Source organism: Rhodococcus sp. P4_B6 (genome assembly GCF_056402215.1).
Map to the genome: position 1 here is coordinate 45,718 of NZ_JBFUHV010000016.1, position 14,320 is coordinate 60,037.

At 66.4% G+C, this 14,320-nt stretch carries 10 protein-coding genes and 5 pseudogenes; 12 read left to right on the forward strand and 3 right to left on the reverse strand.

Annotation, left to right across the window (positions count from 1 at the left end; translation table 11 throughout):
* Nucleotides 1-27 precede the first annotated feature (27 nt).
* The 3 genes from AC1DWT_RS10575 (at nucleotide 28) to AC1DWT_RS10585 (ending at nucleotide 3,376) form a co-directional block, all read left to right on the forward strand.
* Entirely contained in the window at nucleotides 28-2,037 is a 2,010-nt protein-coding gene (locus AC1DWT_RS10575; RefSeq protein ID WP_477920464.1) for an ADP-ribosyltransferase, read from the forward strand.
* 68 nt (nucleotides 2,038-2,105) lie between these two features.
* Nucleotides 2,106-2,282, forward strand: coding sequence for a helix-turn-helix domain-containing protein (locus AC1DWT_RS10580; RefSeq protein ID WP_477920466.1), 177 nt, complete (start codon nucleotides 2,106-2,108; stop codon nucleotides 2,280-2,282).
* Nucleotides 2,279-3,376 carry an ADP-ribosylglycohydrolase family protein gene (locus AC1DWT_RS10585; protein ID WP_477920571.1) on the forward strand — a complete coding sequence of 366 codons (1,098 nt, stop codon included), beginning with the start codon at nucleotides 2,279-2,281 and terminating at the stop codon, nucleotides 3,374-3,376. Before AC1DWT_RS10580 ends, AC1DWT_RS10585 begins: the two co-directional genes overlap by 4 nt.
* A 54-nt stretch (nucleotides 3,377-3,430) precedes the next feature.
* Here AC1DWT_RS10585 and AC1DWT_RS10590 read toward each other — a convergent pair.
* Nucleotides 3,431-3,611 (reverse strand): annotated as a pseudogene (locus AC1DWT_RS10590) (YegP family protein).
* Between the two features lie 153 nt (nucleotides 3,612-3,764).
* Between AC1DWT_RS10590 and AC1DWT_RS10595 the strand changes: the two are divergent.
* Nucleotides 3,765-4,112: a histone-like nucleoid-structuring protein Lsr2 gene (locus AC1DWT_RS10595; RefSeq protein WP_477920467.1), complete on the forward strand. Its 348-nt coding sequence runs from the start codon at nucleotides 3,765-3,767 to the stop codon at nucleotides 4,110-4,112.
* Nucleotides 4,113-4,427: 315 nt separating this feature from the next.
* Here the strand turns inward: AC1DWT_RS10595 and AC1DWT_RS10600 are convergent.
* Nucleotides 4,428-4,679: pseudogene (locus tag AC1DWT_RS10600) on the reverse strand (ATP-dependent DNA ligase); the annotation flags it as partial.
* Nucleotides 4,680-4,857: 178 nt separating this feature from the next.
* Between AC1DWT_RS10600 and AC1DWT_RS10605 the strand changes: the two are divergent.
* The 6 genes and pseudogenes from AC1DWT_RS10605 to AC1DWT_RS10630 all read left to right on the forward strand — a co-directional run.
* Nucleotides 4,858-5,136 (forward strand): hypothetical protein, encoded by a 279-nt coding sequence (locus AC1DWT_RS10605; protein ID WP_477920468.1) that lies wholly within the window; start codon nucleotides 4,858-4,860, stop codon nucleotides 5,134-5,136.
* Nucleotides 5,133-5,459, forward strand: coding sequence for a hypothetical protein (locus tag AC1DWT_RS10610; RefSeq protein ID WP_477920470.1), 327 nt, complete (start codon nucleotides 5,133-5,135; stop codon nucleotides 5,457-5,459). The genes AC1DWT_RS10605 and AC1DWT_RS10610 overlap by 4 nt, the downstream gene beginning before the upstream one ends.
* 1,250 nt (nucleotides 5,460-6,709) lie before the next feature.
* Entirely contained in the window at nucleotides 6,710-7,951 is a 1,242-nt protein-coding gene (locus tag AC1DWT_RS10615; RefSeq protein ID WP_477920472.1) for a saccharopine dehydrogenase family protein, read from the forward strand.
* 549 nt (nucleotides 7,952-8,500) lie between these two features.
* Nucleotides 8,501-8,746, forward strand: coding sequence for a helix-turn-helix transcriptional regulator (locus AC1DWT_RS10620; RefSeq protein WP_477920474.1), 246 nt, complete (start codon nucleotides 8,501-8,503; stop codon nucleotides 8,744-8,746).
* Nucleotides 8,747-8,966: 220 nt separating this feature from the next.
* Nucleotides 8,967-9,662: a class I SAM-dependent methyltransferase gene (locus tag AC1DWT_RS10625; RefSeq protein WP_477920475.1), complete on the forward strand. Its 696-nt coding sequence runs from the start codon at nucleotides 8,967-8,969 to the stop codon at nucleotides 9,660-9,662.
* Nucleotides 9,663-10,873: 1,211 nt separating this feature from the next.
* Nucleotides 10,874-11,167 (forward strand): annotated as a pseudogene (locus AC1DWT_RS10630) (protein kinase domain-containing protein); the annotation flags it as partial.
* 343 nt (nucleotides 11,168-11,510) lie between these two features.
* Here AC1DWT_RS10630 and AC1DWT_RS10635 read toward each other — a convergent pair.
* Entirely contained in the window at nucleotides 11,511-12,950 is a 1,440-nt protein-coding gene (locus AC1DWT_RS10635) for an NAD-dependent succinate-semialdehyde dehydrogenase (protein ID WP_477920477.1), read from the reverse strand.
* Between the two features lie 151 nt (nucleotides 12,951-13,101).
* On the opposite strand from AC1DWT_RS10635, the pseudogene AC1DWT_RS10640 reads away from it, so the two are divergent.
* Together AC1DWT_RS10640 and AC1DWT_RS10645 are read left to right on the forward strand one after the other, a co-directional pair.
* Nucleotides 13,102-13,377: pseudogene (locus AC1DWT_RS10640) on the forward strand (alcohol dehydrogenase catalytic domain-containing protein); the annotation flags it as partial.
* Nucleotides 13,378-13,410: 33 nt separating this feature from the next.
* Nucleotides 13,411-14,257 (forward strand): annotated as a pseudogene (locus AC1DWT_RS10645) (IS701 family transposase); the annotation flags it as partial.
* Nucleotides 14,258-14,320 lie beyond the last annotated feature (63 nt).

The window sequence follows — 14,320 nt, forward strand, 5'->3', positions numbered from 1 at the left end:
GTGGTCGACCACCTGAAGGAGCAAGGGATGGCCCTGACCGCGGACGCGGTGCAGGCGGCACCCCCGAGTGTCCTGCCGGAGCTGATGGCCGCGTTGGGAATCGACCCCTCGGTGCTGGGGGACACCCCCATGCCGAGCACCCACGCCAACCCACCGTCCGCGAAACTGCTGATCGCCCATGCTGAGACCGAACGCGCGACACTCACCGCCCCGACGATCACCCCGGCACAGGCCGCACTCGAGGACGCCGAACAACGCGTCACCGCAGCCGACGCGGACGCCGAGGAAGCCCGCAAGGCCGTCAACCGGCTTCGGGCCCGACTGAGGAAGGCCAAGAAGACTGTCGAGGACGGCACCGGCTCACCGTACGACGTCGCCGCGAAACAGAAGGACCTCGACGACGCCAAGCAGGCGCATCTCGACGCCCAGCACCGTCAGGTCGAGGCCCGGGAAGACCTGGCCGCGGCGAAGTTCGGGATGCGGGACGACATGACCAGTGGCGCCGAACGCGACGCCTACTACGCATCCCTGTCCGATGACGAGGTCGATACGATCACCCGCGCGCTGAACCGCCGCGCCGCTCCGGCTGCGGCGCAGGCGCTCACCGAGGGCGGACAGCCCGCCCTGGCGGGAACACCGCGAGACACCGGCGTCTACACTGCGGGCACCATCGCGATGGAAACCGGATCCGGTGTCACCGACGTCGAGGGACGCATCCTCGACGGCGGCACCGCCATCTACCGGCGCGGCTACTCGGACTTCATCATCCTGCAGCGCAGCGGCGACGCCTACCACCCGGTCGGGCAGGCCAGCAGCAAAAATGACGCTCTGGCCAAGGCAAACCGAATCCCAGTCCTGACCGCGCCTGATCCGCTGCCGATGGGCGCCACCGACCTGCAGAAGCAAGCCCACGCGATGAAGGGCGAGGTCGGACTGCACGTGGCCCGTAAGACGGTCTCCGGCGCCGCGTCCACGCCGGCCGCGCAACAGGCGGTGATCGACGAAGAAATGGCCGAGGCCCGAGACGCACTTACCAACGCGCTCGGCGGCGGACCGGCCCGCGCGGACATCCACGACGGCATCAAACGGCACAAGATCGCGCTGCGCGAGCAAGCGGCGGACGCGGCCGGTCAGCAGGCGCGGGAAAAAGCCCTCACCGGCGGTGCGAGCAAGGCCGAGGCCGACGCCGCGTACAGCAAGGCACACCGACGCGCCCTGGGGACGCCCACAGTCGGTGGCGGGGTGATCCCGCACTTCGACCACGACATCCCACCGCACAGCCTCGGCGCCGACAAGCACGCCAGCCTCTGGCGCAGCGGAATACGCGCCTACGGCAAGGAAACCTCCGGCGACTACCCGGTGATCGCGCAGAAGGCCGGGGACCTGAAGGCATGGGGTTTCCAGGTAGGCCCAGGCGGTCAGGTGCACACCTCGAGCATCGGGTCGCTGACCACCTCGAACGCGCAGTTCGTGCAGAAGATGCTCACCTACACCGAACGCACCGCGCTGACCACCTACACCGGCGGCAGCTACCGCTCGATCAACGCCGCGATCACCGGCCGCGACGCGAACCCGTCCGGGCACGTCAAGACCGTGGTGTCTCAGCTGGACTCGGCATTCGACAGGTTCCGTGAACACAACCCGAACACAGCGCCGATGACACTCGTGCGCGGTACCCGAGTGCCGAGCGGATGGAAGGGCAGCACCGAGGAGTACATCGACGCCGCCTTCACGGTCGGTTCCCGCATGCAGATCGGCAAGGTCACCAGCTTCTCCACCAACCACGGCACGGCACACAACTTCGCCGGCCACCCGCCGTACATGATGGTCGTCCGCACACGAGACGGACTTCCGCTCAAGTCCATCTCGAACTTCTCCTCCGAAGACGAGGTCGTCCTCCCGATGGGCACCCACCTGCGGTGCGTGAAGGTCGACCACCACGGCATCGGCGGCCGGCCGACCGTCTACATGGTCGCCGAAGATCTGGTCGCCGAAGCCGACGGCGGCACCGGCGGCGGTACGACCAAGGCCGCGTAACCCAGTCTCTACCAGCTAAAATGATACGTCCCCTTCCGGGAGGGGCGACGACGGAAGGACCACCGGCGATGGCCGCACTCAGCGACGAGCAGCTCGACGAGATCCGCCGGCAGCTCAATCAGGGGATGACCCCCGACGCGATCGCCGACTACCTCGGACGAGTCGCCGACCTAGACCTCATGGACATCGAGACCGTCCGCACCGCCGCCTACGCCATCTCGCGAGGAGAGACCCCATGGCCATGACGCCGTCGATGAGCCACCACACCGCGCCGGCCGACACTCAAATCCGGTACGCCAACGCGTTGACCGGACTGGCCGCCGGTGACGCCTGGGGCTACCAGGTCGAATTCACCAGCTACGCTCAGATGCCGGCCTACCCCGTCGCCCCACCCGCCGGCCCGTGGTGGACGATCTCCGACGACACGCAGATGACTCTTGCCCTTCATTGGGCTCTGGCCGAGGTCACCGACTTCGCCGACATCGAGACGGTCACCGACGCCATTATCCGGCAGTTTCTGCTGTGGCAGGTCGACCCCGATAACACCCGCGCCCCGGGTCGCACCTGCATGACGTCGCTGCGCAACCTGCGGGCCGGTGCCCGCTGGTACGACAGGGACGGCGCCGTCGAGTCCGCTGGCTGCGGGGCAGTGATGCGCCTGGTCCCCACCGCCTTCGCGCCCGACCCGTATTGGTTGGGTCTGACCGCCCTGCAGGCGGTGATCACCCACAAGCACCCGCGGGCCGTCGTCCCGGCGTTACTGCTTGCCGACGCCATCCGCCACGCCCCGGAGTACCGCGGTCGGTTCCTCGAGCACGCTCTCACGACTGCCGCGCAGATCCACAACGGCACCAGCACCTGGACCACGGATCCGTACCTGCGGGATGTCCTCGCCCCGATCACCGGGGACGTGACGTCCTACCTGGTAGAGGGGTTGGATGACGGGACCGTGGACATCCTCACCGCCGCCGCGGCCCGCCTCGAACAGCTCCGCCCTCTGCCGCCGGCCGAGTTCGGGGACCCGTGTGCCGGGATCGGTGAGGGGTGGGAGTCGGCCAGCGCGGTCGCTCTGGCCTTGCTGGTCGCCGACCTCGCCACCACCTCCGACAATGATGCCGCGGCCGCCGCCCTGACCGGGCCGGAGGCGCTCGCCTGGGCATCAACGAGCAACGGCGACTCGGACTCCATCGCCTGCATCGCCGGCGGCATCATCGGCTCCGCCCACCCCGAAACGGACTACTGGGCCGGAGCGGGCCTGACACCTACCTTCGAGCCCCGCTACGCCGACGAGATCTTGGCCGCGGCGAGCCGGCTCCCGGCCGGTGCTCCGGCCGGCTGACACTTCTGCCGCGTCGTCGTTCTCGCGACGTACGGCCCCGACGTGGAGCGGGTGTCAGGTCAGGTCGTCGGTCGGGGCGGTTGCCGCATTGGATTTGATCGACTCGATCCCGTTCTGGGCCGCCGCCTTCGATGTGTATCCCTGACTGGCCGCGATGATTTCGCCGTTCGCAGCCTTCAGGTGAAAGGCGAAACTGGCCGGCGGTGTCCTTGAACAGCTCGAACTTCGCAGTCATCGCTTCTCCTCCGGTGAGTCCACGAGTGTCGCGGACGCCGTGCGACTTCACGGTAGGTCGACCGAGAGCTCACCGGCGGCAGAACACTGTTTTCCTCCGGTGCTGCCAGTAGGGTCGTCTGGTCCGTACCGAAGAACTCGAGGGGTGGGAATTGTGGCACGCAAGGTCGTGGTAGAGCTGGCCGACGACATCGATGGCACCGTCTTCGGCGAGGACGGTGAGAGCATCCACTATGCCGTCGACGGCGTCGAGTACGTGATCGATCTGAAGGACGAGCACGCGAAGGAACTCCGGGAGACCTTCGAGTACTACGTCGCCCACTCCACCCGGGTCGGCGGCCGCAAACACCGCGCGGACCGGCAGGTCAACCCCACTGCTCCGAAGCGGGCATCGGGTGAAACGAAGAAGATCCGCGCCTGGGCGATTGAGCAGGGTCACCAGCTCTCCTCCCGCGGCCGGATCCCCGCCGAGATCGAGCAGGCTTTCCACGACGCCCACTGACCACGGGTGACCCGTGCAGGATCGCCACCCTCGCTGGGACACCCGCCTTCGGAATGCCAGCAGATCGTCCGCTGTTGAAGAGGTCGACGGTGGCGCTCATACCCCGGGTACCACACCAGAAGAGTCGCTGCGAGCGACCACTTGCCGAGAGGCGATATGGCGTCGCCGTCCCCCGGACCGGGTAAGACCTACAGTGCGTAACGTTCCCGGGAAGGAACGAAGCCGCTGTCACCGGGGAAGGCGACAGCGGCTTCCCCTTTGCTCGGATACGCTCCGTCACAAGGAATCCCGGGTGATCGACCCAGGATCCAGATCTCGGGCGAGGGCCACGATCTCGCCGTCGAAGGCGATGCGGCCACGCCGGTCGAACGTCTCGGACAGCGCCGCGGCCACCTCCGGGTAGGAGGAGGTGACGACGGTGAGGTTGCGGGTCCAGAGCACCGGCGGCTCACCGCCGCCGACCGCAGCCAGTAGGCGGAAGCCGTCGTACGTCATTTCCGCCGCCCAGTCGCCGGTGTTCTCCGGTGGGTCACCCGGGGTGGCCAGCATCGGCGCGATCAGCCGCATGAGCCGATTGTGCGCCCATCTGCCCAGCTCCGGCGACCTTTTCCGGGTCACGGCGCCGAGGGTGCGGCGCGATCACCGACCCGCGAGGGCCGCCCGGACTGCTCGACCGCCGGTGGCATGACACCCTGTCAGTCGACACGTCACGCCCGCCGAACGCCGGAAGGACCCCGCACCACCCATGACCACCTGGACCCTCTGGATCGGCGCCCTGTTGGTCGTCGGCGGCTCGGCCGCCCAGCTCACTCATCGCACCGCGGTGGCCCGCGTCCTCTGGGCGCTCGCCGTGCTCGCCTTCATCGCCACGACCGTCGGGGCGGTGACCGCTGCCGAGTTCTCGCTGCCGTTGGTGCTGATCCTCGTGGCCGCGCTCGCGGCGACCTGCGCCCTGATCGCGGTCACCCGTGAGCCGGCCAAGGCCAAGGCCAAGGCCGCGGCGGGGCGAGGGGGCGCGCAGTGATCACCGCGGTCTGCGCCATGGTCCTCGGCGTCCTACTCGCCGAATCGGACCTAGCCGACCGCCGGCGCACCCGCCAGTCGGAGCGGGCGCGGATCGCCGAGATCGCCGCACGTCTCGACCGCTTCCAGTGGTGGGTACTCGAGGACCTCGCCGACGCACGCCAGGCATTCCTGTACCGCGACCGCGCAACAGGGGACGAGAAGGTCCGGGCGTTCCTCGCGGCCCGTGAGACTGCCATCAAGGTCGGTATCCCCGACGAGGTGGCGGTGTACCGGCTGGCTGACCAGATGATCCGGGAACGGGACCAGCAACGGCTGGGATAAACCCCATGCAGCGGTTCGAACTTGGAAGAGACCGACGGGCCTGGCCGTCCCCATCAGGTCCGTCGGGGCGCGCACCGCGTAGGTGCCGGTGACAGCAGGTCGATCGTCGGCTGCGCCCCACCGCCGCTTCATGCACAGAGCAACAGGCCGCCACACACCGATCTGCGGGACCCCGCAGATCAGGACCGGGAACGGGTCACGGTCTGGGCAGTGAGTGGCGACCTGTTGCTCGTCGCGATCGTCACAGTAGGTCGTCCCTCTGACATTTAGTCTCGGAGGGAGTCCGCCCTCACGAGATGCGCCAGCTCCTCGAATCCCTGCAGATGCTGGCCTCGGACCAGCCTGTCGAGGACAAGGCGGCAGCACGCACTTCTGTCCGAATGCCATGCCCGCGCCGAGGGAAGCTGCCGCAAACTCCGCAAACAGGCTGTCTACGCCGAAGAGTTGACGCACTTCTCACCGACCACACCGCCACTCGGTAGCGTCGTTCGGCGCTCACCCGCGATCGCTGCGCTGTGGCCGGAAGAGGTGCGGGCCGATGCTTCCCGGGCGTACGCCCCACCGACCCGCACCACGCTTTGCGCCCCGATATTCGAACTGGGAACCTGCTGGGCAGACCCAGAGGAACCCTCTGCGTGGGGCAGCGCCGAGGCTACCACGCAATCGAACAGGTGTGCGAAAATTGCGTCATGCGGTACTCGGAATCGGCGCCCGATCTCTGCCCCAGTGGCCATCCGCTAGGGCCGGGCCAGTGCTTGGTGGGGTGGGAGGTCTGCGGGTGCCCGGCAGCGGCGGCCGAGAACTGCGGGCACCGCACGTTCTTCTGTCGCTCGTGCGGGCTGACAGTGCGAATCCCGCCCTGCTCCGGTGCGCAACCGCAGGCGGACCGGTGGTTCACTCCTCCCAAGCCTGTCTGATGGCAATCCGCGGCCGCGCAATCGTCTGTCGGTGACGCTCCGTAGACTCGGGTTGTTCTGTCGAGCATCCCCCCGGATTTTGCTCGCAGAACACCCCCAGTGGCCCGGCATCACCCCCGATGCCGGGCCACACCCATGTCGGAACCGGGCGACTCATCGAGTGCGCGTTGTCATCCGCAGACAAAGCGTCGTGAACGAGTCTTGACCAGGGGTTATGACACGTCCCCGTCGCTTCGGTCCGAGAACGTTCACCCCACCGCCCCCTGGTATCTGGTTACGCGGAGTTACAGCTACCTCTTCTGCCTGATCGGCTGCGGTTGTAGGCTCGCGCGCATGACTGACAGCGGACGCGAACTCGATCTCGTCATCTACGGTGCCACCGGGTTCGTCGGAAGGTTGCTCGCCGACTATCTCGCACGCACCGCCCCGGACGGTGTGCGGATCGGCCTCGCCGGACGGTCCCAAACGAAACTCGAGGCCACGCGGTCGGTGCTCGGGGCTCGCGCCGCCGACTGGCCGATCGTTATCGCCGATGCTGACGACGCCGTCGCGCTCGCCGAGCTGGCCTCCCGCACAAAGGTTGTCGCAACCACCGTGGGCCCGTACGCGAAGTACGGCACCGAAATGGTCGCAGCCTGCGTCGCGGCTGGCACCGACTATGTGGATCTAACCGGGGAGGTGTTGTTCGTCCGGGCAAGCATCGACGCCCACCACGAGAAAGCCCGGGCCAACGGTGTGAAGATCGTGCACTCCTGCGGCTACGACTCCATCCCCTCCGACCTGGGTGTTCATGTGCTGCACCAGAGAGTCCAAGCCGACGGTGCGGGGGAACTGACCGACACTACCCTGGTCGCGTCGCTGAGCGGCGGCGTCTCAGGTGGAACGATCGACTCGCTGCGCACCCAGATCGACGAATCGAAAAAGGATCGGATGCTGCGCCGGGTCGCCGCCTCCCCGTACTCGCTCAGCCCGGACCGGACGAAGGAACCCGACCTCGGCCGACAGTCCGACGTCGCCGTGGTCGACGGCGCGGACATCGACCCGCAGGTACGCGGGTGGAAGGCCCCGTTCGTGATGGGCTCCTACAACACCCGCATCGTCCGGCGCAGCAACGCATTGCGTGGTTGGGCGTACGGCCGGACGTTCAAGTACCGGGAGGTGATGAGCGTCGGTAACTCGCGCCTGTCCCGCGTCTACGCGGCCGGTGTCGCCGCGATCCTCGGCGGACTCGTGCTCGGTCTCAGCGTTCCGCCCACCCGGTACGTCCTCGACCGCCTCCTCCCCGCCCCCGGCGAGGGCCCCAGCGACAAGACTCAGCGCAACGGGTACTTCGCGATGGACATCTACACCACCACCACGACCGGCGCCCGCTACGCCGCCCGGGTCAAGGCGCAGGGCGATCCCGGATACCGCGCCACCGCGGTCCTACTGGGGGAGTCCGCACTGAGCCTCGTCCTGGACCGCGACCGCCTGCCCGACGAGTCAGGCGTCCTCACCCCGGCTACCGCGCTCGGCGACGTCCTCGTCGACCGGCTGCGCAGCGCCGGCGTGGAGATCTCCGTCCGCAAACTCTGAGGTGCACTCCTCGTGGAAGGCCTCGGGGCTGTTCCATGCCCGCGAACACATGCAGCAAGACTGCTGCCCCGGCGCGGCATCCCGGAGCTGTCCACACACACCTTGGTCGGCCCGGTTCGTGGCGCCAGACGGGCGGCACCGCCCCGGCTGGGGTGATCCTGATGTTGCGTCGAGGGTTACCGGCCCGGCGCGAGAACTCCGGTGGTCGGCTGCCGTGGCTGCGGTCGGTTGCCGAGACGATGCGACCTGATCGCCGCGGCGATCAGGTCCCGGCGCCGTGTTGGCGCACGTATGAGATCGCTTGCCGGGTCTCTGGGGGATAAGCGCAGTCTGTCGGGGGCATGTCATCTTCCCAGGTGGAGGCCGCACTTGGCCGAGCCGGCGTGCCAGTCTGCGCGCACGGTGGCCACACATAGGAGATCCTCCGGAGGGTATCGCCATCGCGCTCGCACCTTGCAAGGTATCGCTGTAGTGTTGTCGACGCGAACCGTAACCGAACGATCTCCCGCATCGACGAGAAGGCAATGAACAGGAAGGATTCTCACGACGATGGCCAACCCGCATCGACTGACCACCGATCAGGTCCTGGAGCTGATCAAGGAGGAAACCGGCACCGAGCTGTCCGCCTCGACGTTCCGCGGATACGTCACCCGTGGGCAAGCGCCGGCGCCGGTGGAAAAGATCGGCCGCACTCCGCTGTGGAAGCGCTCGGAGATCATCGAGTGGGCGAACAACAGGCCCGGCCAGGGCGCGCGCACCGACATCCCCAAACGGCGCCGCCGCCGCGCCGAGTGATCACACTTCATCCCCACGACACTCAGGCTGCGTGAACTGGCGAAATCGTCTGTCCACCAGCGGATGCTGGTGAGAGTGTGTGCAGGTGTCGAATGGGAGAGCCCCGTGCGGGACTGTGGTGCACCGCGACCGAGGATGCCAGGACCGCTACGATCGTCCACGGCTCGCGGGGGATCGGCTTCGCACATCAACGACAGCGCAACGACACAGGGGAACACACATGGCAGCTGGTGAGGTCACACAGGCGGAGAAGGACGGAGCCGAGAAATACAGCCGGGTCGTCCTGGCGGCGTACGACACCTTCGTCCTGAAGTGGAGCAACACCTACGCCTGGCGCTGCCCCCGCGAACGGCTCCTCACCCACTACAACACCCACCTGCGCGCACGGCACCTCGACATCGGCCCCGGCACCGGCTGGTACCTCCACCAGGCCACCTACCCGAGCGCGGCGCCCGAGATCACCCTGATGGACCTCAACACCAACACCATGGCGATGACCACTGACCGGCTCGCCGACCGCAACATCACCCCGGAGATCCACACCGGAAGCATCCTCGCCCCCATCGACCCGGCCGTGGGTGTATTCGATTCCGTGGCAGCGAACTTCGTGTTCCACTGCGTCCCTGGAACCTGGCCGGAGAAGGGTAAAGCGTTCGGGCGCATCGCCCAGGTCGTCGACGACGACGGTGTGTTCTTCGGCTCCACCATCCTCGGGACCGGCGTGGAACACAACCTCTTCGGCCGCGCCCTCAACGTCCTCTACAACGGGCCGATCAAAGCATTCGACAACAGCACCGACGACCTGGAAGGCCTGCGCACCGCACTGTCGGCAGCATTCGAGGCCGTCGACATCACCGTCGTCGGAACCGTGGCGATCTTCGCCGCGCACCGGCCACGACGCCCTCCAGTGCTCTAGTGCGACGACCGTCCCGGCCGCGAAGCATTGCTGCCCAGTCGTATCCGGTTGGCCACCTATCCCTCGCGCATCACCTGCAGCACCGGCCGCGCCTCACCAGTGAGCTGGGTAGCCAGCTCGGCCCGTTGTTCTTCGGTGCGCGGGCCTCCTCCGCCTCCGAGATCCGCGAGAACGCCAAGGCCGCCGCTCGGGCGGCCGGCACCGACTGCACCCCCTACCAGCCTCGACACCGTGCCGGAGGACCTGAACCTGCCACTGGCCCGCTGCACCGGCGACGGCGGAGACCGGGGGCATTGGGTGGTGTGCTACCAGCACTGTTGTCTGGTCCGTATCGAATGCAGCGGTATCGGGCCAACCAACACTCTGCAGAGAAAAAACGCGCTGAAGTCGGGGTTTCCGCGGATAGCTGCGGATAACTGAAATTATCATCGCCAACTGCTCATGAATGATGAGTGACGCGGAGTCGGCGCTCAGAGACCCGGGCCAAGAAGGAGTTGTAGGTTCCACGTTTCGGTGTCGGTTTCCAGATTTCGTGTCGGTTGTCCACGTTTCGTGTCGGACAGAGGCCCTAACAAGAGATGTTTCCGCAGGTCACGAGATGGCTGACCGATCTGCTATTGCCCAGGCGCCGAGTAATCCGACGAAATTCCGGGATGTCCGTTCCGGCAAAATGGGTGGAAAGCCCAGGTCGCCGACATGAACGACTGACATCGGACGTGGAACCTACATCGTTCGCGCTGAGCAGATCCCGCGTCTTACCCAGCCAGCGGGACTCCGAGTTTCAGGCTTCAGAATCACCTCCTCCACCTGAAGTCGATTGGTCGCGTTGGACACCGGTGCTGGGCAGCGATGATCGGGGCCGGTGATTGCCGCTGGTCAGTCGATCTGCCACAACCAGGCCGCAGTGAACTCGTCCGCGACCTGCTCGATGCCGGGCGCACGGCACAACGGGAGCGTGCTGCAGCGGCAATCGCAAACCGGATACCGCAACTGCCGCTCACCGGCTCGCCGGGCGGCCTCTTCGGGCGCCGCGACGCCCTCCTCCTCGTCCTCGCCACCACACTGCGCTTCGAGCAGATCGCCCGCCTTGGTCGTGCCGTCGGGACCAGCGCGCGGGGAACTACGAGCCGACAGAGAGAGAGTAGACCGTTCCGATGGGTGAAGGTGATCCGCTCGACACGTAGCGGTACCCGCCCTCCCCGGCAGCGGAGCTGGCAGGCACCGGCTTCGACGATGTCCAGGAGATCGGCTGCGGCGGTTTCGGGATCGTCTACCGTTGCACCCAGACCGCCCTTGATCGCACGGTGGCGGTGAAGGTACTCATCGTCGAACTCGACGAGGAGAACCGGGCCCGGTTCTTCCGGGAACAGCGTGCAATGGGCCGGCTGACCGGGCACCCGAACGTCAACATCCTGCAAGTCGGCGCCACCGACAGCGGCCTTCCCTACATTGTGATGCCGTACCATCCGCAGGATTCGCTGGAGCCCCAGGTCCGGAAGTTCGGGTGATTGGTTCACGCCTTTGGGAAACGCCGATCCGGCTCAGCCGGGCATCGCGAGTGACGAGTCGGTGGGATCGTGGGTGTTGGCGTAACGAACTGCGCGCTAAAGTGCTTGGTGAGATTGGCCGCTGGCACGTGCGCACCATGTTGCTCAATTCGCTACGGAAACCGGGTGGCAGATCACTAGTTTGCAATCGCTCCTACGCGTAGTTTTCTTGCCTAGTCCCGCGACACCCCTGGATCATTCGAGATCGAACCCAGCGACCGTAGCCCCGCGGAACGGGATCATGAAGAAGGTAACCGGGGTGATCTCGTCTCAGTTCTGAATAAGCCGCCAGCCCGCGCGGTCACTGGTGCATGATGCTGACGGCACGGGTATTGAGGTAGCACTCCATGGCCTCGGGGCCGCCCTCTGAACCGTGGCCGGAATCTTTCACACCCCCGAACGGAAGCTCACCCGACGGCATGGCAGGCATATTGATCCACAACATTCCAACCTCGACGTTTCGCGTCAGCACGTCTGCGTTCGACAGCGATTGGGTGAACGCGTACCCCGCGAGGCCGAAGGGAAGTCGGTTGGCCTCGGCGATTGCCTCTTCCACTCGATCGAAGCCGCGAATGGCAGCCACGGGACCGAACGGCTCCTCATTGAAAACCATGGCCTCGGTGGGAACATCGCCGAGCACGGTGGGGGCCCAGAAGTTCCCCTTGTCGCCGACACGGCGGCCACCGGTGAGGATCTCGGCACCTCGACGGAGAGCGTCTTCGTGGAGTGCTTCCATGGTGGAGACTCGTCGCAGATTCGCGAGGGGCCCCATGTCGGTTCCGTCTGCCAGCCCGTCGCCGACCTCGAGCTGACTGGCGAATTTTGCCAATGCTTGTGCGAACTCCTCTTTCACACTGTTGTGAACCAGGAATCGAGTCGGTGAGATACAGACTTGACCTGCGTTGCGGAACTTCGCAGGGCCCATCGCGTTCACGGCGAGTTCGATATCTGCGTCATTGCAGACGATCACGGGGGCATGCCCGCCGAGTTCCATGGAAGCCCGCTTCATGTGCTGGCCGGCCAAGGCCGCGAGGTGTTTTCCGACCGAGGTCGATCCGGTGAACGTGACCTTGCGGATCACGGGGTGGGGAATGAGGTAACTTGAGATTTCGGCTGGATCACCGTAGACGAGGGCGAGTACACCGTTTGGCAATCCCGCATCAGAGAAGGCACGTATGAGCGCGGCCGGACTGGCCGGTGTTTCCTCCGGAGCCTTGACGATCATCGAGCAACCCGCTGCCAAGCCGGCTGCAACCTTGCGTACGACCTGGTTGATCGGGAAGTTCCACGGCGTAAAGGCGGCGACCGGTCCCACCGGGTCCTTGATGACCATCTGTCTGACGGACAGGTTGGAGCGGTGGGGGACCAGGCGACCGTAGACACGGAAACCTTCCTCGGCGAACCAGTCGATGATGTCGGCCGCTGCGAGGGTTTCTGCCCGGGCTTCTGTGAACGGTTTTCCCTGCTCGAGCGTCATCAATCGTGCTATGCCGTCGGCGCGTTCGCGGACCAGATCGGCGGCCTTGCGCATGATATTGCTGCGTTCGGCTGGCGTCCGGTTCCGCCACACATCGAAACCACGCTGCACCGAGTCGAGTGCACGGTCCAGGTCGGCCCGGGAAGCGTGTGCGACGGAGCCGATCACCTGGCCACTGGCAGGGTTGTGAACTGGGATCGAGCGTCCGTCGATGGCATCGATCCATTCATCGTCGATGAAGAGTTGAGTGTTCGGGTATGTCATCAAATACTCCCTTGTCACGTGACAGGCAGGCTATCCCCAGCTGAAGGAGACTGTTGTGCCGACCCCCGAGGGTTATGCCGCCCATTCATCCGATGCGGACCCTGTTCCCTGGTCGTTCGAACGCCGCGACCTCCGTCCCGACGACGTCGAAGTGGACGTCCGGTTCTGCGGCGTCTGTCATCCCGACATCCACCACGTCCGCAATGATTGGGGCGGCGAGAGCTACCCGATCGTCCCCGGCCACGAGATCGTCGGCACGGTGACCCGCGTCGGTCCGGACGTGACCCGCTACAAGGTTGGCGACACGGTCGGAGTTGGCTGCCTAGTCGATTCCTGCCAGCACTGCCACGCCTGCGAACAGCATCTCGAACAATACTGCGAGAACGGCAGCATGCTGACCTACGCCGGCACGGATCGCGACGACGGGTCGCCGACCTACGGCGGCTATTCGAACACGATCGTTGTCGACGACACCGGATTCCTGAAGAAGGGCACCCGCTCGGCCGGCGTGCAGCGCCAGTACTCGGGCACCGCCGGGCGGGTGGAGAATTGCCAGATCGGGGTGTTCCTCGCCTACGCCAGCGCCGCCGGCCACGGCGTTGATCGACCGGGAGCTATACCTCCCCGAATCGTGGACCTCCGACCGGGACCGGTGCCGCGCCGCCGGCATCGGTGACGAGGTCGAGTTCGCGACCAAACCCGTGCAGGCCCAGCGCATGATCGAACGCGCGCTCGACGCGAGGGTCCCGTTCTCCTGGCTCACCGCCGACGAGGCCTACGGACAAGTCAAGTACCTGCGGGTCTGGCTCGAGGAATGCGATATTTCCTACGTGCTGGCCACCCGCCGCAACGACGACGCTCCGGACGGGCACACCGGCCGGGCCGACGAGATGATCGCCGCGGTCCCGCCGAAGCAGTGGCGCCGCCTCTCCGCCGGAGACGGCGCACACGGCCCGCGCGAATACTCCTGGGTGCGGGTGCCCATCAGGGTCGCCTGGGCGCCCGGGCGGGGGCACTGGCTGCTCGCCCCCCGATCCCTGTCGGATCCGACCGAGATCGCATACTACATCTGCGCCGGACCCCGCCGAACCACGCTCACCGAACTCGCCACCATAGCGGGGTCGCGGTGGCGGGTCGAGGAATGCTTCCAGCAGGCCAAGAACGAGGCCGGCCTGGACCAGTATCTGGTGCGCACCTACCGGGCCTGGTTCGCCCACGCCACCCTGTCGATGCTCGCCCTCGCCTGGCTCGCAGGCACGAAAACCGAAGCGGTAAAGGAGGAATCGGGATCGACGATCAGGGCATGATCGCGTACACGGTACCCGAGATCCGGCGGCTGCTCGTGCATCTGATCCTGCGACACGCCCGCC